The sequence below is a fragment of the Enterobacter sp. UPMP2060 genome, from assembly GCF_053709655.1.
This window is the reverse complement of record NZ_JBSKJQ010000004.1, coordinates 239,893-266,070: the sequence shown is the minus strand read 5'-3', so window position 1 is coordinate 266,070 and position 26,178 is coordinate 239,893. Positions and strand designations below refer to the sequence as shown.

Below are 26,178 nucleotides of genomic sequence, written 5' to 3'. Positions count from 1 at the left end.
CCTCACCCTAACCCTCTCCCAAAGGGAGAGGGGACGGTATTACTTAAACAACGCGTGCACGTTGTTTTGTTTGTAATTGAGCGTCGGGTGCAGCTCCTCGAGCTCGAATGACAGCGCCAGATAGCGGTTCGCCATTAGCGCCGAGAAGTGCGTTTTGATCAGCGCAAACAGCATCTCCCCCACGGCTTCCCGGCTCTCCAGGCTGCGCCCGGAGCCAATCTTCAGCGTCATATGCACAAAGGCGTAATCGTGCCTGCCGTCGGCCATCTGCCAGGTGTCCAGCCAGTGGGCGCGGCTGCGGATGCCGCCGATGGGGAAGATGCCCGTGGCGGCCAGCGCCTCATTCACTTTGGCAAACAGCCCCGGCAGGTCGGCCTGCTCGCGGATGTTGTCGGTACATTCAGCAATAAAGTGCGGCATGGTGGCTCCTTACGCGGGCAGCGGGAAAACGGCGTTAACCTGGCCGGTGCCGGAGCTGGCGAACAGCTCGGTGAGGAACTCCACCTTGCCGTCGTATTTGTCCCAGCCGAGCATCCCCAGCAGCATCACCGTGTCGTGCATGTTGCCCTCGCCGTAGCAGTAGTCGGCGTACTCCGGCAGCATGCTGCAAAACTCTTTGAACTGCCCCTCGCGCCACAGCTTCACCACGCGCTCGTCCATCTGGCGGTCGAACTCGCGGGTGTAGCTGTTCATCCCTTCCTCCGCGCGCTGGTCGTCGATAAAGCGGTGCGACAGCGAGCCGCTGGCGAGCACCGCCACGGTGCCGTCGTATTTTTCGATGGCGCTGACGATGGCCTCGCCCAGCCTGCGGCTGTCGGCGAAGTCGTGAACCGTGCAGAACGCCGAGATGGAGACCACTTTGAAGTGTTTATCCGCGTTCATGTAGCGCATCGGCACCAGCGTGCCGTACTCCAGCTTTAGGCTCGGGATGTTGTGCGCTTTGGCGCGCACGCCGAGCTTCACCGCCTCGTCGGCAATCAGCTGGCCGAGCGCCGGGTTGCCGTCGTAGTCGTAGGTCATGTCGCGGATAAAGTGCGGCAGCTCGTTGCTGGTGTAGACGCCCGCAAAATGGTCCGCACAGTTGATGTGGTACGCGCTGTTCACCAGCCAGTGGGTGTCGAACACGATGATGGTGTCCACGCCCAGCTCCCGGCAGCGCTTGCTGATTTCTTTATGCCCGTCGATGGCCGACTGGCGGCAGCCGTGGTTTTTCCCCGGCAGCTCGGAGAGGTACATCGACGGAACGTGGGTGATTTTTGCCGCTAACGCTAATTTACCCATGGTCAGATCCCCCACTTTGGAATCGGATGGTCGCCCATGGAGATGCAGACGTTCTTCATCTCCGCGAACACCTCGAAGCTGTACTCGCCGCCCTCGCGGCCGGTGCCGGAGGCCTTCACGCCGCCAAACGGCTGGCGAAGGTCGCGCACGTTCTGGGTGTTCACGAACACCATGCCCGCTTCGATATTCCGCGCCAGGCGCAGTACCTTGCTGACGTCCTGGGTCCAGATGTACGACGCCAGGCCGTACTCCACGTCGTTCGCCAGGCGCAGGCCTTCCGCTTCGTCCTTAAACGGCAGCAGGCAGGCCACCGGCCCGAAGATTTCTTCCTGCGCCACGCGCATGCGGTTGTCGACGTCCGCCAGCACGGTTGGTCGCAGAAAGTTGCCGCCCTTCAGGTGCGCAGGCAGATCGGTTGGTTTGTCCGGGCCGCCCGCCAGCAGGGTTGCACCCTCTTCAATGCCGAGGCGGATGTAGCCGGAGACTTTCTCCCAGTGCTGCTTGCTGATGAGTGCGCCGATCTGGGTGTTCGGATCGGTCGGGTCGCCCACGCGCAGGCGGTTGGCGCGCTCGGCAAAGCGCTTCACGAATTCCGGGTAGATGCTCTGCTGGATGAAGATGCGCGAGCCCGCGGTGCAGCGCTCGCCGTTGATGGAGAAGATGGTGAACAGGGCGGCGTCCAGCGCGCGCTCGATGTCGGCATCTTCAAAAATTAGCACCGGGGATTTGCCGCCCAGCTCCATGGAGTATTTCTTCAGCCCGGCGTTTTTCATGATGTTGCGCCCGGTGGCGGTGCCGCCGGTGAAGGAGACGGCGCGCACGTCGTGATGGCGCACCAGCGCGTCGCCTGCCGTCGCGCCGTAGCCCTGCACCACGTTGAGCACGCCCGCCGGAATGCCCGCCTCCAGCGCCAGCTCGCCCAGACGGTCGGCGGTCAGCGGGGAGAGTTCAGACATCTTCAGCACCGCGGTGTTTCCGAGTGCCAGGCACGGCGCGACCTTCCAGGTGGCGGTCATAAACGGCACGTTCCACGGCGACACCAGCGCGCAGACGCCCACCGGCTGCACCAGGGTGTAGTTGAGCATCTTGTCGTCGACCGGGTAGGTTTTGCCGTTCATCTGCTGGCACACCTCGGCGAAGAACTCGAAGTTGTGTGAGGCGCGCGGGATCAGCACGTTTTTGGTCTGGTGGATCGGCAGGCCGGTGTCGGCGGTTTCCATGGCGGCGATCTCGGGCACGTTCTGGTCGATCAGGTCACCCAGACGACGCATCAGGCGCGCGCGCTCCTTCATCGGCAGGTTGGCCCATTTCGGGAACGCCTCTTTGGCGGCGGCGACGGCCTGGTGAACTTCAGCTTCACCGCCGGCGGCGACTTCCGCTAATACCTCGCCGGAGGCCGGGTTGGTAGTGTGGAAGTACTCGCTTCCGGCGACGTTTTTACCGTTGATCCAGTGGTTAATCTTTTTCATTTTGCAGTCTCCTCGCTGACAATCCGGTTCACCAGGCGTCCCACGCCTTCCACTTCCACCACTACCTCATCGCCCGGCACCACGTCGGACAGCCCCTTCGGCGTGCCGGTGGCAATCATGTCGCCCGGCTGCAGGGTCATAAAATCGCTCAGGTACGCAATCAGGTACGGGATGCTAAAAATGAGATCGGCGGTGGTGCCTTCCTGCCGCAGCTCGCCGTTGACGAAGGTGCGCAGGGCGAGGTTGTGCGGATCGGGGATGGCTTCTTTTGGCACGATGTTTGGGGAAATGGGGGTCAGCCCGTCCCGGCTTTTCACCCTCAGGTTCGGTCGGTAGTAGTTTTCCAGGTAGTCGCGGATGGCGTAGTCGTTGCAGACCGTATAGCCCGCAACACAGTCCATCGCCTCGGCTTCGCTGACCTTACGCGCGGTTTTACCGATGACCACCACCAGCTCCGCTTCGTAATGCATGTATTCGATATTGTTCGGGCGCACCGACGTCTGGCCGTCGCCGTTGAAGGTGTTCGGGGCTTTGATAAATACCAGCGGCTCGGTGGGCGGCTTGAAGTCCAGCTCGCTGGCGTGGTCGGCATAGTTCAGACCGAGGGCAAACAGCGTGGCGTGCGGCGGCGTGCTGTGCGCAATGGCGACGTCGCGTTCATCCACCACCGGGTTTTCCAGCGGCGGAAAACCTTCCGCCAGAATACGCACGCGATCGCCCGGGCGGATCTCCACGCGGCTTTGCGGGGTGCCGAGCAGGATCGCATCGCCGGGATTGAGGGTGGCGAACTCGCTCAGGGCGCTCAGCAGTTCGGCGGCGCTGCGCTGAAGATCGGCCGTGCTCCAGTGGTCCGCTTCGCGGCCGTTGATCTCGGTGATGATGGTCAGGTTATCCACGTTATCCACGGCGACAAGTTCGCCGAGCGGGCAAAATCCGTCCCGGCATTTGGCCTTGATGGCCGGGCGGTAGAAGCTCTCTTCCGGCAGGCTCACCTCGTTGGCGAGCGCATATCCCGCGATGTACTCCGCGGCGTCCTCCACGCGAACCTTGCTGGCGGTTTTGCCCACGACCAGTGCCACCGTCGCGCCGCTTAATACCGTTTCCCCGTGCGGGAAGGGGATCGGCTCGCCCGCGCTAATCACCGTGTTATGCGGTTTGATAAACCACACCGCTGTTTTCGGCGGCGTGTTGTAGGGCGCTTTTTCAAAGGCCTCACGCCAGGCTTCACGCTGGCTTTGATGGTTGAGGGCGACGGCAAAAACGGTACCTTTCATTCATATACTCCTCACCCCGGTGGTCCGGGTTGTGATTTCATTAATATGTTAATGATCTGGTTTTATGCTTTTGCTGTTTATTTCGCAATCAGAAGTGAAAGATTTGTGATGTGAATAACAATAAATTTACATACTGGGTTTTATTGATAATAAAATCATATGCTTAATAAAATTGATGGGTTTCTGTTAGACTTTTTGACGGAAAACGTGTTGTTTATAAAAGCATCTTTTAGGGATTGTTTACTTGTTAATGATGTGAAGGGGAGAGGCTATGCATGATTCATTAACCATCGCGCTGCTGCAGGCGCGGGAAGCGGCGATGTCGTACTTCCGCCCGATCGTGAAGCGCCATAATCTGACCGAGCAGCAGTGGCGCATTGTGCGCGTTTTGGCTGAACATCCGTCGATGGATTTTCACGATCTGGCGTTTCGCACCTGCATCCTGCGCCCGAGCCTGACCGGCATTCTGACGCGGATGGAGCGCGACGGCCTGGTGCTGCGCCTAAAGCCGGTGAACGACCAGCGCAAGCTGTACGTGTCGCTGACCAAAGAGGGGAATGCGCTGTATGAACACGCCCAGGCACAGGTCGAAGAGGCGTATCAGCAGATCGAGGCGGAATACACGCCGGAGAAGATGAAACAGCTGACGGCGCTGCTGGAAGAGTTTATTGAACTCGGAAACCGGCATAACGCAGCGCGGGAAGAAGAGTAAAAACCACAAATTCCAGGATGATTTTCGTAAAGTTTTCCCTTTCCAGGCCGAAAATTCTGTATCTGTCTGAGGAAAGAGAAAACATGTTAAACCGTATCAAGATTGTCACCAGCTTAATGCTGGTTTTAGCGATATTTGGCCTTTTACAACTCACGTCCGGTGGTCTTTTCTTTAATGCCCTTAAGAATGACAAAGAGAATTTCACCGTCCTGCAAACCATTCGCCAGCAACAATCCACGCTGAACGCCAGCTGGGTAGCGTTGCTGCAAACCCGTAATACCCTAAACCGTGCGGGTATCCGCTACATGATGGATCAGAGCAATATCGGCAGCGGCGCGACCGTTAACGATTTGATGCAAATCGCGTCTACGTCTCTGAAACAGGCGGAAAAAAACTGGGCTGCCTACGAAGCCCTGCCGCGCGATCCGCGTCAAAGCGATGCGGATGCCATGGAGATCAAGCGTAACTATGATATTTACCACGGTGCGCTGGCGGAGCTGATTCAGCTGCTGGGTGCCGGCAAAATCAACGCCTTCTTCGACCAGCCGACCCAGAGCTATCAGGACGGTTTTGAGAAGCAGTATGTGAGTTACCTGCAGCAGAACGACAAGCTGTATCAGACGGCGGTCGAAGACAGCAACAGCTCCTACAGCCAGGCTATCTGGGTGCTGCTCAGCGTCCTGATTGCCGTGCTGGTGGTGATCGTGGCCGTCTGGCTCAACATCAAGCAGACGCTGATCTCTCCGCTGAATCGTCTGATCGACAACATTCGCCATATCGCCAGCGGCGACCTGGTGAAGCGCATTGAGGTTCAGGGCACCAACGAGATGGGTGAACTGGCCGACTCGCTGCGCCATATGCAGAGTGAGCTGGTGCGTACCGTCGGCGACGTGCGTAACGGCGCGAACGCGATCTACAGCGGCGCGAGCGAAATTGCGATGGGCAATAACGACCTCTCTTCCCGTACTGAACAGCAGGCCGCTTCCCTGGAAGAGACCGCTGCCAGCATGGAGCAGCTGACGGCAACCGTTAAGCAGAACGCCGAAAACGCCCGTCAGGCGAGCCACCTTGCGCTGAGCGCTTCTGAAACCGCGCAGAAAGGCGGCAAAGTGGTGGATAACGTGGTGCAGACCATGCGCGATATCGCGGGTAGTTCGCAGAAAATTGCCGACATTATCAGCGTGATCGACGGCATTGCCTTCCAGACCAACATTCTGGCACTGAACGCGGCGGTAGAAGCGGCGCGTGCGGGCGAGCAGGGCCGTGGTTTTGCGGTGGTGGCAGGTGAAGTGCGTAACCTGGCCCAGCGCAGCGCCCAGGCGGCTCGCGAAATCAAGAGCCTGATTGAAGACTCCGTGGGCCGCGTGGAAGTGGGCTCAACGCTGGTAGAAAGCGCCGGTGAAACCATGGGTGAGATCGTGAACGCGGTGACCCGCGTAACGGACATCATGGGTGAAATCGCCTCTGCGTCTGACGAGCAGAGCCGCGGTATCGACCAGGTGGGTCTGGCGGTCGCTGAGATGGATCGCGTGACCCAGCAGAACGCCTCGCTGGTAGAGGAATCTGCCGCAGCGGCGGCCGCACTGGAAGAGCAGGCGAGCCGTCTGACTCAGGCCGTGGCGGTATTCCGCATTCAGCAGGAGCAGATGAAAGCGCGCGAATTCGCTGCGGCTAAAGCGGTTTCCACGCCGGTGATGGCGCGTAAAACCGCGACGGCCGATTCAGGCGATAACTGGGAAACGTTCTAACCCGGTGCGTTGTGCCGGGTGGCGGCTACGCCTTACCCGGCCTACGGAAGGTTATTGCAGGCCCGGTAAAAGCGCAGCGCCACCGGGCGATATCAAAGCGGCAGACGCATGGCACAGCGGGAGTTATACGCTAAGCCGTGCGCTGCTTCTTCTTCACGTTTTTCACGCAGTTCAGGCGTGAGTTCAGCTACGTATTCAAACCCCAGCTTTGCATAGAACGGCGCGTTCCACGGTACGTCCCTGAACGTCGTCAACGTCAGCGACGCCAGCCCCAGCGTGCGGGCATGGCCTGCCACGCAGGCGATGAGCTGCCTGCCGATCCCTTTTCCCTGCCAGTCCAGATAAACCGAGAGTTCGACAATAAACAGTGATGAAGGGTGGGCCTCGGCAAGGATAAACCCGACGGGCTGGTCGTTCGCCAGCGCCAGCCAGCTTAGCCCACGTTCGGCATACTCAAGGTGCTGCTCAGCGGAAATAACCTCACCGTCGGCAAGCCAGGCGAGATCCGGGCTTTCACGAAAGCGCTCGCCCGCCGCGCGTTCAATGGCGGGAAGGGAGGCAACGTCGCCGGGACGCGTGGGGCGGACGGTGATGTTAACGTCGACCATTAGCCTGCGCGACTCACAATTTTAATTTCGACCATGCCAATGCCGAGCTCGCGCGGTGAATGGCCGAGAATATTCCCTTCATTGGTGGACTGCGGTTCCGGCGGCACGATCACCAGGGTATTGCTGCGGGATGGGTTCTCAAAATGCAGCGTGTGCGTGCTCACGTCGTTCCCGAGCGTCAGCATCTGCTCCTGGCTGCCCACGCGAACCGGTACGGGCTTGTTAGCGTTGGGGCCATACGCTCTGGCGGTGATCACCAGGTCGAACTGTTCCGGCAGGGGATGGGCGTACTCAATTTTCACCTCGTTGCCCAGCTGCGCGTTGGACCAGCGCCCCCAGGACTCCGGACGCGAGATGCCGCTAAACTGCTTCACTTCCTCGGGCGCGCCGGCCACGTTAAAGATAAAACTGTCCGCTTTGTAGCGAATGTCGTTATCGCTGATTTTCAGCATGTCGACGTTACGCTGATAGCGCGCGGTATCAATCACCGTATCGTTGAACGCGGTTTTGCCTTTCCACTGGGCTTTATCCACGTGCTGTACGGTTTGCTCTCCGCCGAGCTGACCCTGAGAGACGCACCAGTCGGTAGAAAGCGCCAGCGGCTGCGACCAGAGCTGGCCCATCTTGTAACATCTGTCGACCCATACGAAATTATCGCGTGGGGCAAAATCGGCCAGCTGATAGCGCAGCGGAGCGGAATATTCGCTTTCCGGCAGCGGCTCGACGCGCCCCGCCGACACGCGTACCAGCAGCGGCAGACGGAAGCTGCTGCCCGAGAAGGCAATCGTGTTTTTATCCCGATCGACGGTGAAGTCCTTCATCTCTTTCGGGAAGTTCCACAGGCGGATAATGTCTGGCTTCCAGGCGAGGATTTTATCCTTCATGTTGAGGAACACTTCCGACAGGGATTGCCCCGACAGCGTGCTACGGCCCAGGCCAATAAAGTTGTCGCCGCCCAGAATGTCCAGCACGGTTGCGCCGTTATCCATGGAGTTGCGTTTGGTGGCGATGACCTCCTGCTGCGGCTGGTCGCCGCGCAGGACGAAGAACAGGTTGCTGCGATCCTGCTTGTTGAGCCGATCCCAGGCGCTGTTTTTCATCGCCAGATGGTCAGACGAAACGACGATGACGGTGTTTTTAAACCAGGGCGAGGCTTTGATTTTCTCGACCAGCGCGGCAATGTGCTCCTGGCTACAGGTCACGGCGCTGAAAGACGTGTTGTTTTTGCCATCCACGTCATAGCTTTTGCGTTTGCAGCTGCGCGAGACGAACCCGTCCGGATGGTGGGTGTCCACCGTCAGCGCAAAGAGGGAGAAACGCTTGCCCGCGCGGGAAAGCTCCTCGAATTTCTTCCAGGTTTCGTCGAGTACCGTATCGTCATAGAAGCCCCAGTCGTTACGGTAGCTCGGATCGGCAACCGTCGTTTTTAACTCTTCTGAGCCATACAGGTGGTCAAAACCGTGTGATTTCAGGAACACGTCTTTTCCGGCAAAGCGCAGGTTTGCCCCCTGCACAAAATAGTTTTCGTAGCCGGAGTTTTTCAGGATATCGCCGAGGCAAATATTCTGGGGGAAGAACGTCGACATCGAGGCTGAGGCGTTACCTTCAAAAGGCGCGAACAGCGGGATACCGCACTGGGAGGCAACCATTCCGGCAATCGTATAGTCCGTACCCGGCAGCTGCATGGTGTGGCTGAAGTCGAGCCCTTCGTTTTTCAGCGCGCCCAGGTCTGGCGTCAGGTTCGGGAAGGCATCGTTATCAAAGTACGTGCGTTCCAGGCTTTCACCGTAGATGTAGACCAGGTTGAGCTTCGGGCTGGCGATCGTTTTGGACGGTTCTTTGTAGTAAGCCGCGAAATCCGGATCGCCGTCGCGCGACTGGGATTTCACCAGCTCGGTGATCTGATGGAACGCCGGGCTGGCGTCGACGGAGGCCAGCGCCAGGAATAACGCCAGCAGGCTGTAGCCATGATGGTGCGGAAGATGGCGACGTCGACGCAGCACCCAGGCCAGCGCGCCAAAAATCGTCACCAGCGCGACGATAAGGCCGAGCCCCGGAAGAATGTACTTGCCCACACCCGCGCCCGTCAGGCTGTTCGTTAGCGTGTAGAGCACCGCATCGTTAATACCGTCACCGGTAAAGTAGTCGCTGGCGTATAAGGTAATGTTTAAAATAATAAAAATGCCGAGTACCACCAGCGTGGCGATAAACCACCAGGTGTGACGGCCGGCTTTCCAGGCGTAAACGCCGACAGAAGCCAGAAAAAGGATAAGAGACATGAATTCTGACAACAGCATATCCTCATGACGCCAGGTGCTTCGCTGGCTAACTGTTTATTTTTTGGGTCATACAATGTAATTGCGATGTCGTTAAGCTGCAATTTTAGTGTCACGAAAGTGTGCTGTTGTTAGGATTTGGTTTAGAAAATCGTTTTTATGAAGAAGGTCGCATCCTGACAAACGGACGCTGAGACGGTGGCGGCAAGGAAAAACGTTCGTTTAGCGCCGCGTTGCAAGACTATCGCATTAAACGCGGCGTGTTGTGGCAGAAAAAGGGGGGATCAGGAGATGAAATTAACGCCTTGTTTCAGCACCAGATCGCAGGCTTTGGTTTTCACCTGTTTTGCCAGAGAAGAGTTGCCGAGGGTGCTCAGGTTAAGCTGCTGCCCGTTTTGCGCGTTAAGCAGGCCCTGAATGCCGTCCATATAGTTGGTGTCCGCTTTTTGCTCCTGGGTATCCAGACCCAGTTTACCCAGCACCTGGTTTTTCACGTTTTTCGCGTCGGTCACTGAGGCCAGCTTTTGCTTCGCGCAATATTCCAGAATCCCCGCCGCGTTGTTCATCGTGCCCGCGCTAAGGCTCTGAGAGCTGTTGCCCAGCAGGCTGGTGAGGGAAGAGGCGGAGAGTCCACCCTGAGAGCTGCTGCTCTCTTTGGTCAGCTCATTTGCCGCGCTTGACAGGGACTCCTGCCAGGACGCCGCTTGCGCTGCGCCGGTCACCAGCAGCGCGCCTAAAAAGGTGCTGATTAGAATCTGTTTTTTCATCATGGCTCTCTCAAAAAGGTCCGTTTTGGGCCGAAGGGGTTCCAGTATATACCTGTGCCCAGGTGGCGATTCCTGGAACTGTCTTAATACTCTTTGCCGGTAACGCGGCTGCGGTAACTTTCCCAGTCGAAGATGACATAGAGACTGTTACCCAGCTTCATGCGGTCCATGACGCGTTCACCCAGCAGGCGGGTCATCTCGTCGATATTGTGGTTCGTCAGCATGCCGGTGGGGCGTTTGGACGAGGAGCGGCGATCGACAATCTGGTTGATGATCACTTTTTCATAGCGGGATTCTGTCTGAACGCCAATCTCGTCGATGACCAGTAAATCGACATTGCTCAGATCGTTGAGCAATTGCTCTTCGCTGGTTTCGCGGTTGCTGAAGGTGTCTTTCATCGCGGACATGATATCGGCCACGGTGATGATAAGAACCGATTTACCCCGCAGAAGCAGCTCGTTGCAGATGGCGGCTGCAAGGTGGTTTTTTCCGGTACCCGGCTTGCCGCTAAAGATGAAGCTGGCGATATTGCCGTCGAATTCATCCACGTACTGACGGGCGGCGGCAAGGGCGTTCATTTGTCCGTTGGTTTCGACTTTATAGTTATCGAACGAGCAGTTCTGGTGCAGGGGACGGATACCGGAGCGGTTAAAGGTGCGCTGCATTTTCATCGCCCGGTTTTCCCTGGCGAGCGCGGCGGCGCGGATCTCACCTTGCTCTTTTTGCCACGCCAGCAGCTCTTCGCCCGTGGTGAACGCGGGCTTCACGTTGGCAGGCATCATTTTTTGCAGACGTTTCATCAGGTCGCCGACGTTCTTCATTTCGCACCTCGGAATCCGCTGGGGATCTGTTTATCCGGTTCGGAAAACGCGTTGATATCGCGTTTGGGCTGGCCGTTGTTGCCGGCGCGGGTAATTTGAAGATGACGCGCGAGCTTTTGCTGCCATTGAATATGGGTGAAGACTTTCCCTTCCGCCTGCCACCAGGCGGTAAACGCGGCGAGCTCTTCCGCGGTGGCCGGCTGGGTTAGCGCAATGCCCCACAGCGCGGCCTGCCGCTGAAAATCCGCATCCGGCTGCCAGCCCGCGTACAGGGCAAATTTTCCCATCGGAACGGTCACGGGGGCGTTGACCGGCTCATCAAAGAACTGGTTGTCCAGCGTGATATCGCTCGCCGGGCGTGACAGTTGCGCTTCAATCTCCAGAAGCTGTGCCAGGCGTTCCGGCGTGATTGCGTAGAACGCCGGCGCGTTGTCGGCAAAAACCGCAACCGTGCCGCCTTCGGCATGGGTCAACACACCGCGTGGGTCGCGCATAAAGGCATCAATGCCAGCAATGCTGGTGGTCAGAATTCTGGAGGACATAACGCTTACTCTACTGATTACTACGGGCGTGATATGGGCTTATGGTAGCACAGAGAGAGGAAAGGGAAGGAGGGGATTTCCCCGGTGGCGCTGCGCTTACCGGGGCTACGGTCGTAGACCTGAAAAGCACAGCGCCATCAGGTATTTATCACGCGATGATATTCAGGGTCACGTCGATGTTGCCGCGGGTCGCGTTAGAGTACGGGCAAACAATGTGCGCCGCATCGACCAGCTTTTTGGCTTCCGCGGGATCCATACCCTCAACGTGGATGTTCAGTTTTGCCTCGATACCAAAACCGGTAGGCAGCGGTCCAATACCCACTTCGCCTTCAATAAAGGCATCTTTTGGCAGGGTGAATTTGTCGCGTGCGGCCACGAACTTCATCGCGCCCAGGAAGCAGGCAGAGTAGCCCGCAGCAAATAGCTGCTCAGGGTTCGTCACTTCTCCGCCCATGCCGCCCATCTCTTTTGGCACGCCCAGTTTTACGTCCAGTACGCCATCGGAAGAGGTCGCGCGGCCGTCACGGCCACCGGTTGCTTTTGCTTTGGCGGTATAAACAACTTTTTCTAAAGACATGGCAGGTTCCTCATCTTGCTTTAACGTGTGCTATTAAATAGCGTGCGATATATATGGGTAATAATCACGCGTAAAGTATAGCTTTACGCGCGGTGTAGCTGTTGTCGCAAAAGTTCGAGCTGCTGTTTGAGCGCCAGCAAAGTGTCGGTATCACACTGCGCTGCGCAACCCACCGCATGGGGAATACCCAATGCCTGCTGCTGCAGTTCACGTCCCGCTTCGCTCAGGGTAACGGCGACCTGACGTTCGTCTTTACGCGAACGGTGACGGTTGATTAACCCACCACTTTCCAGCCGTTTTAACAGCGGCGTCAGTGTCGCAGAATCCAGAAACAGGCGTTCGCCGATGTCCGACACCGTGACGTCATCCTGCTCCCACAGCACCAGCATTACCAGATATTGCGGGTAAGTAAGTTTCAGCGGTGCCAGCAGTTGCCGGTACAGCTTGTTAAGCGCCAGATTTGCCGAATAGAGGGCAAAGCAGAGCTGGTTATCCAGCTTGAGCGCAGCGGTTGCGTCGTTCGTTTTCGCGTTCATAAGATGAATATAGATAGTGTGCGATTTAATTGCAAGCAATTTTATGGGCAGGTGTAGCGGAGCGCCACCTGAACGGCCATTTTGCGGTAGTGCTGGCGCTGAGCCTGTTCGTCCGCCCCGTCTTCAAACAGGAGCGTGAAGGTGTAGCTGTTGGCAACGTAGTGAAAGCTGAAGCTGCTTATCAGGCGGTGAAGATCGCGGGCGTCAACCGTCTGGCTGAAGAGCTGCTTTTCTTTGCCCCGGAGCAGGATGCCCTCCAGCAGGTCGAGCGCACAACGGTTAACCTGGCGAAGATAGCTCGACTGCTGCATAAAGCGGCCGCGCTGCATGTTTTCCATGCAGATAATCCGGATGTAGTCCGGGTGGTCGGCATGATAGTCAAAGGTGGCTTCAACCAAGTTGACCAGCGCTTCGACGGGGGGCATTCCCGCCAGGCTTAGCGCTTTTTCACTGGCGCGAATCTGGGTGTAAACATGTTCCAGAACCAGGAGATAGAGATTCTCTTTATTCTTAAAATGATAAACCACCATGCGTTTGGTGGTGCCCGCTTTCTCCGCGATCTGCTCCATGCGGGCACCGTTCAATCCATACTCGGCAAAAAGCGCGATGGCGCTCTGAAAAATTTTCTCTTTCAGGCTGGATTCTTCGCTGTGCTCGGGGTGTTCGCTGCCAGGGTTAGCCACATCCTTTCCTTATTTTCACCAAACGGACCAGAAAGATTATCTCCATGGCAGCGAAATAACACAAATATCAAACGCGTGGGCGTTTGCGGTACAGCCACAGCCCGGGGATCGACAGCCCGATAGAGAGCGCGCCGACGATGGACGACGCCTTAAGAAAGTTGCTCAGGAGAAGGATCATCTGAGGCTCGGTGTAGCCAAAGTGGCTGATTTTCACCGCGGAAATCATCGCCGTATAGGCAGATATGCCGGGGAACATTGGGATCACGGCGGCGACGGTGAACACCTTGGGATGCGCCAGATACCAGCGCGACCACTGAATGCCGATACTGCCAACCAGCATGGAGGCCATAAATGTCGACCATTCGATGTTAAATCCTGCGGTCATCATCACCATTCGCGAGCCATGGCCAATCGCGCCCAGCAGCGCACACCATCGCAGAGCGCGTTGCGGAACGTTAAACACCATCGCAAAGCCGACGGCAGGAATGGCGGCCAGAAGCATGTCCTGTGCCAGCGCCAGCAGAAAATCTATCACGCCCATCCGCGTAACCCCCAGAGTGTCATGGCCATCACAACGCCGATGCAGGTCGCCAGCGTCAGCAGGCTGGCAATAGCCCAGCGTGCCAGACCGGTATTGATGTGTCCTTTAAACATGTCGGCAACGGCGTTGATCAACGGAAAGCCCGGAACCAGCAGAAGCACGCTGGCGGCCATGGCAATCGTCGGGGTAGTGGCAAACTGCGGCAGGCGCAGCAGCAGGCCGGAAACCGTGGTGGCGACAAACGCGGTAATGCAGAAGTTAATTTGCGGATGCAGCTGCCTGTGCGTCAGCAGCTGGCGAACATACATGGCGATACTGCTGGCGAAAAAGGTGACGATCGCGCCGTCCCAGCCGCCTTTATTGAGCTTACAAAAGCAGGCGCAAGACAGCCCTACCATCACCACGACAAGCCAGCGCGGATAACGCAATGGCTTAATTTGGCTGAACCGTTTTTCAATCTCCCGAAGATCGAGAAGCTTATGTTCAGCAAGGATGACGATGTGCTGCACTTCGGTCACGACGTGCATATTAATGCCGCGATCATGGTTTTTGCGGGTGGAGGTCAGGCACTGGCCGTCTTTGATCGTGGTCAGCACGATGGCATTAGATGAAATAGCGCTTTCAACGCTATCCATACCCAGCGCCAGTCCCAGCCGGGTGGAAAGCTCCTCAACCAGCGCGCTTTCCGCGCCGTGCTGGAGCAGAAAAAGACCGCACTGAATACATAGCCGCGTGATAGCACGCTGCGTTGACCGATCTGCCTGCATGTATTGTCCTGAAGAAGGTGGAAAGTTGCCGGTTGGCCCATAGCGATTACTTTTAGCACAAAGTGCAGTGCCTCTTGCTGTGGGCCAGATCAAGGTTTATGCAAACAGTTGCAGCGCCTAAGTGCGGAAGGGGTTGGGATTAATTCATCATTCTGGTGAATTATAATTATTAAAAGATAAATTATATATATTTAGTTATTCTAATTTTATATTGTAGTTATTTTAATGACACTGCAATTAAATTTAATTTCGCTTTGTGAGATATTACTGCTGTTTAGGTATTTCTTAAAGTAAGAAAACATCTCATCTTCTGCTTGTATTAACCTGCTTTACACTCAGGGACGAAAATACTCATACGTTGATGCACTTTAACGTTACTCATCACATGAAGAATGGACACGGAGGGTCTATGTTGTCTTTGCACGGTAAGCATAGCGTTATCATTAGCCGGATACCGGTCATGCAAAACGGGTTGGGGGGCGTAATGACTCGCCATTTCCCCGATTTTGAATTGACCTATTGCAGCTCATTGCAGGAGTTAACACTGCTCCAGCTACGCCGCGCTGACGTCATCATTGCCGATATTACAGGCGAATACTGGAATCCTCGGGGCGCGCTCGAAGAGTATTTCAATTTATTGAATCAATACCGGAACATTCACTGGATCTTTTTAGTTTCGCGGCCGCTTAACCCTATTGCCGTTGAGCTACTTGTGCGCCCGGAAAGTACGTTGCTTTCTGATATGGAACCCATTGAAGGCCTGGTGAACGCTATTCGGGCAGGTAGCGAACGCGCAGAGCGGATAAGCCAGACGTTGTTAGCCCCTGAACCTCAAAGTACGGGGGATGAAGACGAAAATGTTATTGCCCTTACGCACTCCGAACGCAAAGTATTGCGGCTGTTAGGTAAAGGATGGGGGATTAACCAAATCGCCACATTGCTAAAGAAGAGCAATAAAACCGTCAGTGCGCAGAAAAACAGTGCGATGCGACGGCTGTCATTACGCAGTAATGCCGATATGTACGCCTGGATAAACAGTACACAGGGAATGCGAGAGCTGAGTTTGATGTCAGCCTATGGAGAGTTCGAGGAATGGAAAAAACCGATTCAACAAGACATATCGCCATCGTCGAAAATTGCACGATGAGTGCTGTTGGGCTGCAGCATCTTTTTGCGATGCCCGGCCTGAATCATTATCAGCTGCATCTGTTTAGCGAATTTGACAGCTTTAAGAAAGCACTTCAGCACATCAATTTTTTCTCGCTGATCTATTCATATTCCGATGCGCGAGAAGAGCGTCGTAGCTGCCTGGCGCACCTGCGGGATTTTGCGTTTACGCATGGCCATATCCAGCGCATTATCCTGGTCGCTGATGAGATGGAAGCAAGATTGATTAGCCATCTTTCCCCGTCACGCCTTCACGGTGTGGTCAGTAAATCACTGAAGCTTGAGCACCTGCAGAAGGAACTCATGGTGTTGCTGAGCGAAACCCTGCGCATCAATGACAATATGATGAATCACTGGTACCAGAGTCAAAGCAGAATGTTAAGCCCAACGGAACGGGCAATATTGCGTTATATGTCTTGCGGCTATTCCATTCCTCAAATCGCGGCACAGCTTGAACGCAATATTAAGACCATCCGGGCGCATAAGTTTAATGCGATGGTCAAGCTGGGGGTGAACTCTGACGTAGGGCTGCTCGATGCGGCGGATATTATTACCCACCTTTCGGCAAGAGAACCGCGAAGTTCGATACTCAGCAAGCCGACTTTTTTATAACCTGTCTGTTGCGCGCCAGACAGGCTCTGGCGCATCAATCAGATGCAAACATCAACCCATTTTGCGGAAGTCAGCTCTGCCATTCTGTCAGGTGAAATACGCACGGCACTGTGAATTGCGCCTGCTGCGGGCAGAACTTCGGCGTACTGCTTTAATGAGATATCGCAGTAAACCGCGAGCGGGTTTTCAAGGCCGAACGGGCACACGCCGCCAACGGGGTGACCTGTGATGGTCACCACTTCATCACTGCTGAGCATGCGCGCTTTTGCACCAAACGTATCTTTCAGCTTTTTGTTATCCAGGCGCGCATCGCCTTTCGCCACCACCAGTATCACCTCATTTTTCACCTTTAATGACAAGGTCTTGGCGATTTGCCCCGGTTCAACACGATGGGCGGCAGCAGCCAACGCAACGGTAGCGGTACTCTGACTAAGTTCAATGACGTCTATATCCGGCGCGTTGTCGGCAAAAAACTGCTGTACAGACTGCAAACTCATTGTTTCCTCCTGACAAATATCCTGCGTAATCTGTCATAAGAATTTATGCTCTGTAAATATCTCTTCAGTAACAAATATCCCGAACGGCTGATTTCTGGATCCTCTTCACAATCACGGAAACCGGTTACAGTAACCGGTTGCAGAGCGAGATGCGTCGATTAATACTGAGTACGTAACGTCCCCTGTATCCAATAATAAGAGCAAATTATGAAACCATTCCGTCTGAGCAGTACCACTGGTCCACAAGCCAGCAAGGTTGTGAAGGTGATTTATGGAACAACGTGCGGCGCAAATGTGCCCGTAACAAACGTCTGACAGGAGATCTGCCATGTCTGCCAACCATGCTGCGTTTAACCTGATATTCCGTTTTGTTGAAAATTACGTGAGCCCCATTGCCGGGCGGATCTCTTCCCAGCGTCATGTCATGGCTATCCGTGATGGGTTTATCTCTGCGATGCCATTTATGATTGTGGGTTCGTTTCTGTTAGTGTTCGCATACCCGCCGTTTTCGCCGGATACCACCTGGGGTTTCGCCCGAGCCTGGCTGGATATGGCGAAGCAGTTTGAAGGCCAGATCCTGACGCCGTTTGATATGACGATGGGCATTATGTCCATCTATATCTGTGCGGCCATCGCCTATAACCTTGGCAAACATTATGTCAAATCACACCAGTTAGACCCGTTTATGTGCGCCATGCTGTCGCTGATGGCGTTTCTGCTGGTCGCGGCACCGAAAACCAAAGGCACGCTGCCTGTCGATAGCCTGGGTGGGACGGGCATTTTTACCGCGATTCTGGTGGCGATCTACTGCGTTGAGATGATGCGTTTTCTCAAGGCGCATAACATCGGTATTCGCCTGCCAGACCAGGTTCCTCCGATGATCAAAAACTCGTTTGATCTGCTGATTCCGGTACTGGTAGTGGTGTTAACGCTCTATCCTCTCAGCCTGTTCATTCAGTCTCAGTTCGGCATGCTGATCCCGCAGGCCATTATGTCGGTCTTTAAACCTCTGGTTTCCGCAGCGGATTCCCTGCCTGCGATCCTGCTGGCCGTGTTGATTGGCCATCTGCTGTGGTTCGCCGGTATCCACGGCGCCGCCATCGTCTCCGGGATGCTGCAGATGTTCTGGCTGACTAACCTCGGTGCGAACCAGACCGCGCTGGCCGCCAGCCAGCCTCTGCCGCATATTTTTATGGAGGCGTTCTGGACGTTCTTTATCGTGATTGGCGGGTCGGGCGCCACGATGGGGCTGGTGATTTGCTATCTGCGTAGCCGTTCAGCGCATTTACGCTCTATCGGGCGTTTGAGCGTGGTACCCAGCTTCTTCAACATCAATGAACCCGTTATCTTCGGTACGCCAATCGTGATGAACCCGGTGTTCTTTATTCCGTTCCTGCTGGCACCGATGGTAAATGCCGTGCTGGCCTGGGCGGCGATGACGTTTGACCTGATTGGCCGCGTCATCTCAGTGGTTCCCTGGACGGCACCGGCGCCAATAGGCGCAGCGTGGGCTCTGGGCTGGGATTTCCGCGCGGCTATTCTGGTTGTGGTTCTGGCCTGCGTATCGGCAATCATCTACTTCCCGTTCTTCAAAGTGTACGAGAAACAGCTGCTGGAGCAGGAAGCGGAAGAAGCACAGCGTAACGCGGAAGAGGACAATCAGCAGGTGGCTTAGGTTAAAGCAAAACGGCAACTCAGGTTGCCGTTTTTAGTGTTTGTTCCCTCTCCCTCAGGGAGAGGGGCAGGATGAGGGCATCAGGCCGTGGCCGATTATTTCAGCGTGCAATCCCCGCACTGCTTAACGTCCGGCAGGCGATAGCGCTGGCAGCAGGTGCGGCGAACCAGAAGCCCATCACGGAGCACGACGGTACGGAATAACGGATTGTCACGGCCATCGGAAAGCTGTTTTGCAAAGAAACAGGACTGACGCAGGGCATCAACGTTCTCATCACCAAGCAGAGGCTTCATTTCCGTTAAATACCAGTGGATTAAATAGCCCGTATTGCTCCAGATAAGCTTCGCGTTAATTTCTCCCGTCGCTTCAAGCGCGTCCACGACCGGGATCAGGGCCTGGGTGATAAGCTGCTCCATGCGTTCCTGAGCCGTCAGGCGTTCCGCGTTCTGGTCTTCGTGCAGATCAATCCAGAAACAGGCTGCGCGCCCGGTTTCGTGAAACTCGACGTGGAAATTATCCGGCGAAAGTTCCAGCATGCTCTTCTGGGTTAACAGCGCCAGCATGAGGGGAGGCACCATCAGCCCGATATACCACTGCGCCCAAAGAGAGAGCAGTGGTTTATTTTCCCGCTTAAGAGTGGGCTGATTGCGATAGATATGGTCGGAATAGGTGGCCAACAGCGACTGCAGTTTTGTCGGTTGACGCCACTCTGAGAGCGTCATGGCGTGGTTCGGGTGCGCTTCATCAAGGCGGATAAAGTCCAGCAGGTGGGCGCGCGTCTCCGCAATCTTATCCCGTATGGCATCCGCAAGCGAAGCATTCCCGCTGGTGAGGGGCGCTCGCCAGAGGAGGGGCTCGACGATGTGTGCGGTATGCGTAGCCATAGTATAGATAGAAATCTAAATGATAATGATTGCCAATCCTAACTATTGCTCATATCAATGGCAAGACTTTTGTCTTTAAGACACCGCCGTGATGTTTATGCCGTCTGCAGCTCTTCACTTAACAGAATGTTATTGCGCCCCATATGCTTTGCTTCGTAGAGGGCTTTGTCCGCTTTTTCCAGCGCGCCTTCCACGTCTTCATCCTCGAAAATAGCAATACCAATGCTGATGGTGACGTTTGTCGCGACACTCTCGTTAAACAGATGCGGAATTTTCAAATCGTAGACTTTCTGACGGATCCGCTCGGCCGTCTGGCGAGCATGTTCGAGTGAAATATTGGTCAGCAGCACCATGAACTCTTCTCCGCCAAAACGCGCCACAATATCGCGAGAACGCACGGCGTCGCGGATTGCCGCAGAGACGCGCTTCAGCGCCTGATCGCCCATCATATGGCCATAGTGATCGTTATAGGCTTTGAAGTGATCGATATCCATCAGCAGGACAAAGTGCTCGCCATTTTCTACCGTCGGCAGGTTCTCCAGACGGCTTTGCAGACCACGACGATTATAGAGCCCGGTAAGCGGGTCCATCATGCTGAGATCGGTAAGGGTTTCTCGCTCTTCCAACAGGCGCGAGAGCAATTCCTGAGCGAAACGGTCGTTACGCTTTTGCAAAATGTTATGAATAGCAATTGCCACCACAGGAAGTGCGAAAGAATAGGTCATTCTCAGCCATATATCGTGATCGCTTAGCCACAGGCAGACAATAAAGGTGGGCAATGAGTGCAGCGTAAATGCTTTGATATTACTCGCGAATGCCAGCGTTCCGATAAAAAGTACCGTTAATAGAGCGATTAACAAATACGTCGCGTGGTCGTGGGGAATTAAGGCGAATTTAGACTCAATTTGCCAGGCCCACAAAATACCGAAGATCCCTGAAACAACGGGAATATTGATCTTCCGCGCGCGCTTTCTCCAGTGCCAGACGAACAGGCCGGTGCTGATGGAGAAAATAGCAATAAGTGGGGCAGATAACAGGCGTACAGAATTGAGCGGATTTGTTACCGAGAACACTGCCGAGGTTGCGTTCAGAAATAAAAATAAACGTAACGACAATTGATATTTTCTGTGAACCAAAGACCGCCAGGATTGTGATGTCATAGTCGTGCGTTTTTATTAAAATTTAATTAAAACAAATAAGTAGGTGCCGTTTCGCAATAAAACATGCAAAAAACTCAAAGAGTAATTATCAGAAAATCTTTAGATGTTGTTAACAGGTGTGCAATTTATCACCTTAGGCAATTCCTGTCATTACGGGAAAGGTAAAGGTCGATGGATTTTGATTCATTCAGCTGACAAATGATAACTTGTGTCATATGATATTGGTTATCATTATCGTTGTGAGAGGGCAGATCATGTTGAACAGGGCGCTTGGCAGTGGTTGGGGGGTATTGCTACCGGGAGCCATTCTCGGCGGGTTGATGTTTGCCGATCTCTCCCTTGATACCTGGAAAGCGATCATTGTGTCAGGCCTGTTAGTCACGTCAGGCATGATCTGGCATAAGCAGCTTCGCCACTTTGTTTTACTGCCATCATGCGTAGCACTGGTCAGTGGAATTCTGGTGGTACTGATGAGTTTGAAATAACAGGGAAAACAAGGGGAACTTCAGAAGGGATGTAAGATAATTGGTGCGAGGGGGGGGACTCGAACCCCCACATCCTAAGGACACTAACACCTGAAGCTAGCGCGTCTACCAATTCCGCCACCTTCGCACAGTCATCTTACTATTGTTGATATCGCCTCGTTGGTGCGAGGGGGGGGACTCGAACCCCCACATCCGTAAGGACACTAACACCTGAAGCTAGCGCGTCTACCAATTCCGCCACCTTCGCCCAGTGCGAGCAATATCATTGTGATTTATGGTGCGAGGGGGGGGACTCGAACCCCCACATCCGTAAGGACACTAACACCTGAAGCTAGCGCGTCTACCAATTCCGCCACCTTCGCATACCATCGATACTTTAAAAGTATCGTAACCACGGAGGCGCATTCTAGATGTTTTCAGCTTTACGTCAACAGAAAAGTGCGCGCGACGCCTTGATTGCTGCAAAAATGGCCGATGCAGGCGCTATGCGGAGCCGGATGGCGCTTGCGCTTATCCGGCCTGCTGGAGCGGAGATTACTTTTTGGCCTGGCGCGTCATGACGGTACGGTAGACCTTAAAGCGGCCGGTCTGGGCGATCACTTCGTGGAAGCCGAAGGTTTCGTCCAGCACTTTCGGGTACGCCAGGAAGGCGTTCGCGACTATACGCAGCTCGCCGCCGCTGTTCAGATGACGGGTTGCGCCGCGGATCAGCGTTTGTGCCGCTTCAAGGCTGGTCTCCATACCGTCGTGGAACGGCGGGTTGGAGATAATCATGTCGAAGCGACCGGTGACGTCGGAGAAGACGTTGCTGGCAATCACCTCGCCTTCAATGCCGTTTGCGGCAAGCGTTGCGCGGCTGGCCTCAACCGCAGGGGCGCTCACGTCACAGAGGGTTAAGCGCACTTTTGGTGAATGGCTGGCGAGCACGGTAGAGAGCACGCCCGCGCCGCAGCCGACGTCCAGCACTTTGCCTTTGGTGTGCGGCGTCAGGGTGGAGAGCAGCAGCTTGCTGCCCGTATCCAGCGCGTCGCGGCTGAATACGCCCGGCAGGGTTTTGATGGTCAGGCCGTCAAGCTGGTACTCGTCCCAGTATGCCTGTGGATCGAACGTTGTCTGTTTTTCCAGACGGCCATGATACAGACCACAGCGGCGTGCGCTGTCGACTTTATTCAGCGGCGCGTAGCCTTCCAGCATCTGTTCAGCGCTACGCACGCCGCTGCGGTTCTCACCCACCACGAAAATATCGCAGCCGACCGGCAGCAGGGAGAGCAGGTTCATCAGCTGAAACTGGGCTTCCGGTTTATTCTTCGGCCAGTAGTAGATCAGCGTATCGCAGTCGGCGATATCGCTCTGCTCCGCCACCAGGCTAAAGCGCGCGCGCTCGCCCATCTGGCGGCTCAGCACCTGCCAGTGGTGGTAGTATTGGGTGTGGGCACGGCTTTCAGCACAGTCGAAACGCGCAGGCAGGTCATCCTGCATATCTCCGGCAAACAGAATACGGCTTTCTTCGAAATCATCACTGTGACGCAGCAAGACTTCACTTGCCGGGGTAAATGCAGACATGAATTGTTCCTCAATAAACTCAGGCGGGGATTATAGTAGGTAGATGGCGCACTTTCGACACATTTGCTATATTTGCGCGCCTGAGAGACAGGAGTTTTCCCTATGACATCCCGACGAGACTGGCAGTTGCAGCAGCTGGGCATTACCCAGTGGGCTTTGCGTCGCCCGACGGCGTTGCAGGGCGAAATCGCCATTTCCATCCCTGAGCACGTACGTCTGGTGATGGTGGCGGAAGAACTGCCTGCCCTGAATGAACCCCTGATCGATGATGTCCTTCGCAGCCTGAAGATGACGGCCGACCAGGTTTTACAGCTGACGCCAGAGCGTGTCGCGATGCTTCCTCCTGATAGCCGCTGTAACAGCTGGCGTATCGGAGAGACAAACGAGATCCCCCTCCAGGGGAGCCAGATCTGCTCGCCAGCGCTGGACGAACTGAAAGCCAACCCAAAAGCGCGCAGCGCGCTATGGCAACAAATCTGCGAATATGAACACGATTTCTTCCCTCACGACGCCTGACCTGACCACAGCGTTTGCGATTGAAACACGCGCCCACGCCTTTCCGTGGAGCGAAAAAACCTTCGCCAGCAATCAGGGCGAACGGTATCTGAACTTCCGTCTGGACGTTGACGGCACCATGGCCGCCTTCGCGATCACGCAGGTTGTTCTTGATGAAGCGACGCTGTTTAATATTGCGGTTGATCCCGCGTTCCAGCGCCGTGGGCTGGGAAGAGAACTGCTCGAGCACCTCATTCGTGAGCTCGAAACCCGTGACGTTTTCACCCTGTGGCTGGAGGTGCGCGCGTCGAATGTCGCCGCCATCGCGCTCTATGAAAGCTTAGGCTTTAACGAGGCGACGGTCCGCCGTAACTACTACCCCACCGCAGAGGGACGTGAAGACGCCATCATAATGGCTCTGCCGATTGGATAACGAATATAAGGTTGTAACGATGAAATGGGACTGGATTTTCTTTGATGCCGACGAAACGCTGTTTACGTTTGACTCGTTCGGCGGCCTGCAGCGGATGTTTCTCGACTATAGCGTGACCTTCACCGCTGAAGATTTTCAGGACTATCAGGCGGTAAACAAGCCGCTGTGGGTGGATTACCAGAACGGTGCCATCACCGCGTTACAGCTTCAGCACCAGCGTTTTGACGTCTGGGCGGAACGCTTAAAGGTCAGTCCGGGAACGCTGAATGATGCCTTCCTGAACGCGATGGCCGATATCTGTGCGCCACTGCCGGGTGCGGTTTCCCTGCTGAATGCGTTGAAAGGCAAGGTGAAGCTGGGGATCATCACCAACGGTTTTACCGCCCTGCAGCAGATCCGCCTCGAGCGCACCGGCCTGCGCGATCATTTCGACGCGCTGGTGATCTCGGAAGAGGTGGGCGTACCTAAACCGGATCCGCGTATTTTCGACTACGCGCTGGCCCAGGCCGGTCATCCTGACCGCGATCGCGTCCTGATGGTGGGTGATACTGCAGAGTCAGATATCCTGGGCGGCATGAAGTCAGGTTTGTCGACCGTCTGGCTCAACGCGCATGGCCGCGTGAAGCCTGAAGGCATCGAGCCGACCTGGACCGTGACGTCGTTGAACGAACTGGAGCAACTCCTGTGTAAACAATGATTGCCTGCCCCCCATTGATGGGTAAAATAGCCGCAATTTTGTATTCCATGATGCGTGGCGTGCTGCCGCGCTTATAAAAGAAGATTTAATTATGACGTTGTCTCCTTATCTGCAAGAGGTGGCCAAGCGCCGCACTTTTGCCATTATCTCGCACCCGGATGCCGGTAAAACGACCATCACTGAGAAGGTGTTGCTGTTCGGACAGGCGATCCAGACTGCCGGTACCGTTAAAGGCCGTGGCTCCAGCCAGCATGCAAAATCTGACTGGATGGAGATGGAAAAGCAGCGTGGTATTTCGATTACCACCTCAGTGATGCAGTTCCCGTATCACGACTGCCTCGTGAACCTGCTGGACACCCCGGGCCACGAAGACTTCTCCGAAGATACCTACCGTACCCTGACGGCGGTGGACTGCTGTCTGATGGTGATCGACGCCGCGAAAGGTGTAGAAGACCGGACCCGTAAGCTGATGGAAGTTACCCGTCTGCGCGATACGCCGATCCTCACCTTTATGAACAAACTCGACCGTGACATCCGTGACCCGATGGAGGTGATGGACGAAGTGGAAAGCGAGCTGAAAATCGCCTGTGCGCCAATCACCTGGCCAATTGGCTGCGGCAAGCTGTTCAAAGGGGTGTATCACCTCTATAAAGACGAAACCTACCTGTATCAGACCGGTAAAGGCCACACCATTCAGGAAGTTCGCGTGGTGAAAGGTCTGGATAACCCTGAGCTGGACGTGGCAGTCGGCGAAGAGCTGGCCGCGCAGCTGCGCGACGAGCTGGAGCTGGTGAAGGGGGCGTCTCACGAGTTCGATAAAGAGCTGTTCCTGAGCGGTGAAATCACCCCGGTCTTCTTCGGTACCGCGCTGGGTAACTTCGGCGTTGACCACATGCTGGACGGTCTCGTGGAGTGGGCGCCGCGTCCGATGCCGCGTAAAACCGACACCCGTGAAGTGGAAGCGAAGGAAGAGAAATTCACCGGCTTCGTGTTCAAAATTCAGGCCAATATGGACCCGAAACACCGCGACCGCGTGGCCTTTATGCGCGTGGTGTCCGGTAAGTATGAAAAGGGCATGAAGCTGCGCCAGGTGCGTACCGGGAAAGACGTGGTGATCTCCGATGCGCTGACCTTTATGGCGGGCGACCGTTCGCACGTTGAAGAGGCGTATCCGGGCGACATCATCGGTCTGCACAACCACGGCACGATTCAGATCGGCGATACCTTTACCCAGGGTGAAATGATGAAGTTCACCGGTATTCCGAACTTCGCGCCGGAGCTGTTCCGTCGTATCCGTCTGCGCGATCCGCTGAAGCAGAAACAGCTGCTGAAAGGCCTGGTTCAGCTCTCCGAAGAGGGCGCCGTGCAGGTGTTCCGCCCAATCGCGAACAACGATCTGATCGTGGGTGCGGTCGGCGTGCTGCAGTTCGACGTGGTTGTCGCGCGTCTGAAGAGCGAGTACAACGTGGAAGCGATTTACGAGTCTGTGAACGTCGCGACCGCGCGCTGGGTTGAGTGTTCTGACGTGAAGAAATTCGAAGAATTTAAGCGTAAGAACGAAATTCAGCTGGCGCTGGATGGCGGCGATAACCTGACCTATATCGCGCCAACGATGGTGAACCTGAACCTGACGCAGGAACGTTACCCTGACGTTCAGTTCCGTAAAACCCGCGAGCACTAATCCCTCTCAGAGCACGGCTGCCGCCGTGCTCTTCTTTAATTCCTGTCTTATTAATCCCTTGCGGAATGTTCTTAATTCAACGCAATTTCACGCTATTCGCGCGTTTTTTACCCAATTCTGAAAGCGGCTCTGTGAGAGTGATCTATATTTAACTCAGTGTTTAACACCGGGTGTGGATAAATTAACTGTTCAATGCATGACTTTAGGTTGTCCATTTTGCCCGTGTG

28 protein-coding genes and 3 tRNA genes are annotated in these 26,178 nt (G+C 55.3%); 10 read left to right on the top strand and 21 right to left on the bottom strand.

The features are described from left to right. Positions 1–39 precede the first annotated feature (39 nt). The 4 genes from ACWKXN_RS12050 to hpaG are packed head-to-tail and all read right to left on the bottom strand — an operon-like array spanning position 40 to position 4,024. Positions 40–420, bottom strand: a complete 381-nt coding sequence (locus tag ACWKXN_RS12050) for a 5-carboxymethyl-2-hydroxymuconate Delta-isomerase (RefSeq protein WP_039262283.1) — start codon at positions 418–420, stop codon at positions 40–42. A 9-nt stretch (positions 421–429) separates the two neighbouring features. Then, a complete protein-coding gene (gene hpaD, locus ACWKXN_RS12045) occupies positions 430–1,281 on the bottom strand; it encodes a 3,4-dihydroxyphenylacetate 2,3-dioxygenase (RefSeq protein ID WP_039262285.1) in 852 nt (283 codons plus the stop codon). 2 nt (positions 1,282–1,283) lie between these two features. Further along, entirely contained in the window at positions 1,284–2,750 is a 1,467-nt protein-coding gene (gene hpaE, locus ACWKXN_RS12040) for a 5-carboxymethyl-2-hydroxymuconate semialdehyde dehydrogenase (RefSeq protein ID WP_047060239.1), read from the bottom strand. Beyond that, positions 2,747–4,024 (bottom strand): 4-hydroxyphenylacetate degradation bifunctional isomerase/decarboxylase, encoded by a 1,278-nt coding sequence (gene hpaG / locus ACWKXN_RS12035; RefSeq protein WP_454543825.1) that lies wholly within the window; start codon positions 4,022–4,024, stop codon positions 2,747–2,749. Before hpaG ends, hpaE begins: the two co-directional genes overlap by 4 nt. A gap of 271 nt (positions 4,025–4,295) precedes the next feature. Here hpaG and hpaR point away from each other — a divergent pair, with 271 nt between their 5' ends. Further along, positions 4,296–4,736 carry a homoprotocatechuate degradation operon regulator HpaR gene (gene hpaR, locus ACWKXN_RS12030; protein WP_023334396.1) on the top strand — a complete coding sequence of 147 codons (441 nt, stop codon included), beginning with the start codon at positions 4,296–4,298 and terminating at the stop codon, positions 4,734–4,736. A gap of 83 nt (positions 4,737–4,819) precedes the next feature. Then, positions 4,820–6,484 (top strand): methyl-accepting chemotaxis protein, encoded by a 1,665-nt coding sequence (gene tsr / locus ACWKXN_RS12025; RefSeq protein WP_454543824.1) that lies wholly within the window; start codon positions 4,820–4,822, stop codon positions 6,482–6,484. 92 nt (positions 6,485–6,576) lie between these two features. Here tsr and ACWKXN_RS12020 read toward each other — a convergent pair whose 3' ends face one another. From ACWKXN_RS12020 to ACWKXN_RS11975, 10 genes are all read right to left on the bottom strand, one after another. Further along, entirely contained in the window at positions 6,577–7,092 is a 516-nt protein-coding gene (locus tag ACWKXN_RS12020) for a GNAT family N-acetyltransferase (protein WP_454543823.1), read from the bottom strand. Then, a complete protein-coding gene (gene opgB / locus ACWKXN_RS12015) occupies positions 7,092–9,383 on the bottom strand; it encodes a phosphatidylglycerol--membrane-oligosaccharide glycerophosphotransferase (protein ID WP_058840576.1) in 2,292 nt (763 codons plus the stop codon). Before opgB ends, ACWKXN_RS12020 begins: the two co-directional genes overlap by 1 nt. A gap of 269 nt (positions 9,384–9,652) precedes the next feature. Next, entirely contained in the window at positions 9,653–10,135 is a 483-nt protein-coding gene (locus ACWKXN_RS12010) for a DUF2501 domain-containing protein (protein WP_072196596.1), read from the bottom strand. 83 nt (positions 10,136–10,218) lie between these two features. Continuing rightward, entirely contained in the window at positions 10,219–10,956 is a 738-nt protein-coding gene (gene dnaC / locus ACWKXN_RS12005; RefSeq protein ID WP_023334409.1) for a DNA replication protein DnaC, read from the bottom strand. Beyond that, the gene (gene dnaT, locus ACWKXN_RS12000) at positions 10,953–11,498 is read right to left on the bottom strand and encodes a primosomal protein DnaT (RefSeq protein ID WP_033144566.1); all 546 of its coding nucleotides are present in this window, start codon (positions 11,496–11,498) and stop codon (positions 10,953–10,955) included. The genes dnaC and dnaT overlap by 4 nt, the downstream gene beginning before the upstream one ends. 148 nt (positions 11,499–11,646) lie before the next feature. Further along, positions 11,647–12,075 carry an organic hydroperoxide resistance protein gene (locus tag ACWKXN_RS11995; protein WP_023310299.1) on the bottom strand — a complete coding sequence of 143 codons (429 nt, stop codon included), beginning with the start codon at positions 12,073–12,075 and terminating at the stop codon, positions 11,647–11,649. A gap of 83 nt (positions 12,076–12,158) precedes the next feature. Next, on the bottom strand, positions 12,159–12,611 hold the full coding sequence (locus ACWKXN_RS11990) for a MarR family winged helix-turn-helix transcriptional regulator (RefSeq protein ID WP_048978978.1): 453 nt from the start codon (positions 12,609–12,611) through the stop codon (positions 12,159–12,161). Between the two features lie 41 nt (positions 12,612–12,652). Beyond that, positions 12,653–13,294, bottom strand: a complete 642-nt coding sequence (locus ACWKXN_RS11985; RefSeq protein ID WP_454543822.1) for a TetR family transcriptional regulator — start codon at positions 13,292–13,294, stop codon at positions 12,653–12,655. A 67-nt stretch (positions 13,295–13,361) separates the two neighbouring features. Then, on the bottom strand, positions 13,362–13,835 hold the full coding sequence (locus tag ACWKXN_RS11980; protein WP_023310302.1) for a threonine/serine exporter: 474 nt from the start codon (positions 13,833–13,835) through the stop codon (positions 13,362–13,364). Continuing rightward, a complete protein-coding gene (locus tag ACWKXN_RS11975; RefSeq protein WP_023310303.1) occupies positions 13,826–14,602 on the bottom strand; it encodes a threonine/serine exporter family protein in 777 nt (258 codons plus the stop codon). The genes ACWKXN_RS11980 and ACWKXN_RS11975 overlap by 10 nt, the downstream gene beginning before the upstream one ends. A gap of 409 nt (positions 14,603–15,011) precedes the next feature. On the opposite strand from ACWKXN_RS11975, the gene ACWKXN_RS11970 reads away from it, so the two are divergent. Together ACWKXN_RS11970 and bglJ are read left to right on the top strand one after the other, a co-directional pair. Beyond that, a complete protein-coding gene (locus tag ACWKXN_RS11970; protein ID WP_454543821.1) occupies positions 15,012–15,749 on the top strand; it encodes a helix-turn-helix transcriptional regulator in 738 nt (245 codons plus the stop codon). Further along, a complete protein-coding gene (gene bglJ / locus ACWKXN_RS11965) occupies positions 15,746–16,381 on the top strand; it encodes a DNA-binding transcriptional activator BglJ (protein ID WP_182383945.1) in 636 nt (211 codons plus the stop codon). Before ACWKXN_RS11970 ends, bglJ begins: the two co-directional genes overlap by 4 nt. A gap of 38 nt (positions 16,382–16,419) precedes the next feature. Here bglJ and ACWKXN_RS11960 read toward each other — a convergent pair whose 3' ends face one another. Continuing rightward, on the bottom strand, positions 16,420–16,878 hold the full coding sequence (locus tag ACWKXN_RS11960) for a YbaK/EbsC family protein (protein ID WP_008502085.1): 459 nt from the start codon (positions 16,876–16,878) through the stop codon (positions 16,420–16,422). Between the two features lie 328 nt (positions 16,879–17,206). Here ACWKXN_RS11960 and ACWKXN_RS11955 point away from each other — a divergent pair, with 328 nt between their 5' ends. Next, on the top strand, positions 17,207–18,553 hold the full coding sequence (locus ACWKXN_RS11955) for a PTS sugar transporter subunit IIC (protein WP_094935759.1): 1,347 nt from the start codon (positions 17,207–17,209) through the stop codon (positions 18,551–18,553). A gap of 95 nt (positions 18,554–18,648) precedes the next feature. On the opposite strand, the gene fhuF is transcribed toward ACWKXN_RS11955, so the two are convergent. After that, positions 18,649–19,437 (bottom strand): siderophore-iron reductase FhuF, encoded by a 789-nt coding sequence (fhuF, locus tag ACWKXN_RS11950; RefSeq protein WP_047060230.1) that lies wholly within the window; start codon positions 19,435–19,437, stop codon positions 18,649–18,651. A gap of 95 nt (positions 19,438–19,532) precedes the next feature. After that, the gene (locus tag ACWKXN_RS11945; protein ID WP_454543820.1) at positions 19,533–20,597 is read right to left on the bottom strand and encodes a GGDEF domain-containing protein; all 1,065 of its coding nucleotides are present in this window, start codon (positions 20,595–20,597) and stop codon (positions 19,533–19,535) included. 215 nt (positions 20,598–20,812) lie between these two features. Between ACWKXN_RS11945 and ACWKXN_RS11940 the strand changes: the two genes are divergently transcribed. Further along, positions 20,813–21,082 carry a DUF1435 domain-containing protein gene (locus tag ACWKXN_RS11940; protein WP_373225904.1) on the top strand — a complete coding sequence of 90 codons (270 nt, stop codon included), beginning with the start codon at positions 20,813–20,815 and terminating at the stop codon, positions 21,080–21,082. A gap of 41 nt (positions 21,083–21,123) precedes the next feature. On the opposite strand, the gene ACWKXN_RS11935 is transcribed toward ACWKXN_RS11940, so the two are convergent. The 4 genes from ACWKXN_RS11935 to rsmC all read right to left on the bottom strand — a co-directional run bounded on the left by ACWKXN_RS11935 (position 21,124) and on the right by rsmC (position 22,645). After that, positions 21,124–21,209, bottom strand: a tRNA-Leu gene (locus ACWKXN_RS11935). 33 nt (positions 21,210–21,242) lie between these two features. Continuing rightward, positions 21,243–21,329: transfer RNA gene (locus ACWKXN_RS11930), tRNA-Leu, on the bottom strand. A gap of 28 nt (positions 21,330–21,357) precedes the next feature. Beyond that, a tRNA-Leu gene (locus ACWKXN_RS11925) sits at positions 21,358–21,444 on the bottom strand. Between the two features lie 172 nt (positions 21,445–21,616). Then, positions 21,617–22,645: a 16S rRNA (guanine(1207)-N(2))-methyltransferase RsmC gene (rsmC, locus tag ACWKXN_RS11920; RefSeq protein ID WP_029740018.1), complete on the bottom strand. Its 1,029-nt coding sequence runs from the start codon at positions 22,643–22,645 to the stop codon at positions 21,617–21,619. 102 nt (positions 22,646–22,747) lie between these two features. On the opposite strand from rsmC, the gene ACWKXN_RS11915 reads away from it, so the two are divergent. The 4 genes from ACWKXN_RS11915 to prfC all read left to right on the top strand — a co-directional run bounded on the left by ACWKXN_RS11915 (position 22,748) and on the right by prfC (position 25,951). After that, positions 22,748–23,161: a DNA polymerase III subunit psi gene (locus ACWKXN_RS11915; RefSeq protein ID WP_048979047.1), complete on the top strand. Its 414-nt coding sequence runs from the start codon at positions 22,748–22,750 to the stop codon at positions 23,159–23,161. Beyond that, positions 23,130–23,573: a ribosomal protein S18-alanine N-acetyltransferase gene (rimI, locus tag ACWKXN_RS11910; RefSeq protein WP_033144573.1), complete on the top strand. Its 444-nt coding sequence runs from the start codon at positions 23,130–23,132 to the stop codon at positions 23,571–23,573. The genes ACWKXN_RS11915 and rimI overlap by 32 nt, the downstream gene beginning before the upstream one ends. 19 nt (positions 23,574–23,592) lie before the next feature. Next, the gene (yjjG, locus tag ACWKXN_RS11905; RefSeq protein ID WP_039260913.1) at positions 23,593–24,270 is read left to right on the top strand and encodes a pyrimidine 5'-nucleotidase; all 678 of its coding nucleotides are present in this window, start codon (positions 23,593–23,595) and stop codon (positions 24,268–24,270) included. A 91-nt stretch (positions 24,271–24,361) separates the two neighbouring features. Further along, the gene (gene prfC, locus ACWKXN_RS11900) at positions 24,362–25,951 is read left to right on the top strand and encodes a peptide chain release factor 3 (protein ID WP_032660822.1); all 1,590 of its coding nucleotides are present in this window, start codon (positions 24,362–24,364) and stop codon (positions 25,949–25,951) included. Positions 25,952–26,178 lie beyond the last annotated feature (227 nt).